The organism is Streptomyces flavochromogenes, from assembly GCF_000717595.1.
GTDB lineage: Bacteria > Actinomycetota > Actinomycetes > Streptomycetales > Streptomycetaceae > Streptomyces > Streptomyces flavochromogenes.
On the sequence record NZ_JNZO01000113.1, the window covers coordinates 1 to 394 of the forward strand.

A 394-nucleotide genomic window follows, 5' to 3' on the forward strand; every position below is an offset into this window, starting at 1 on the left:
CGCCGACGCATACAACTCCCGCGCCATCGCACCCCACTGCGACCCCTGCCCCGGAAACACCAGCACCGTCCTGCCGGACCCGGCACTCCCCGACACCACACCGTCGCCAGGAGCACCCTCCGCGAGGGAACGCAGCCCCTCCAGCAACTCCCCGGGCGTGGCACCCAGCACCACAGCACGATGCTCGAACGGGGTACGCGCGGCCAGCGTCGCGGCGACATCCGCCGGCGACAGGCCGGAACCGGCGGCCTCGGCGAGCTGCGCCGCGTGCGCCCGCAGCGCCTCCTCGCTCCGCGCCGACACCACCCACGCCACCGGCCCCACCTGCTCCGCCGGGGAATCCAGCTCAGCAGACGGCACGGCTTCCGCCGACGGCGCCTGCTCCAGAATCACA

The 394-nt window shown here is 74.1% G+C and carries 1 pseudogene; it reads right to left on the reverse strand.

The features are described from left to right. Window positions 1-394: pseudogene (locus IF00_RS42295) on the reverse strand (CurL C-terminal domain-containing protein); the annotation flags it as partial.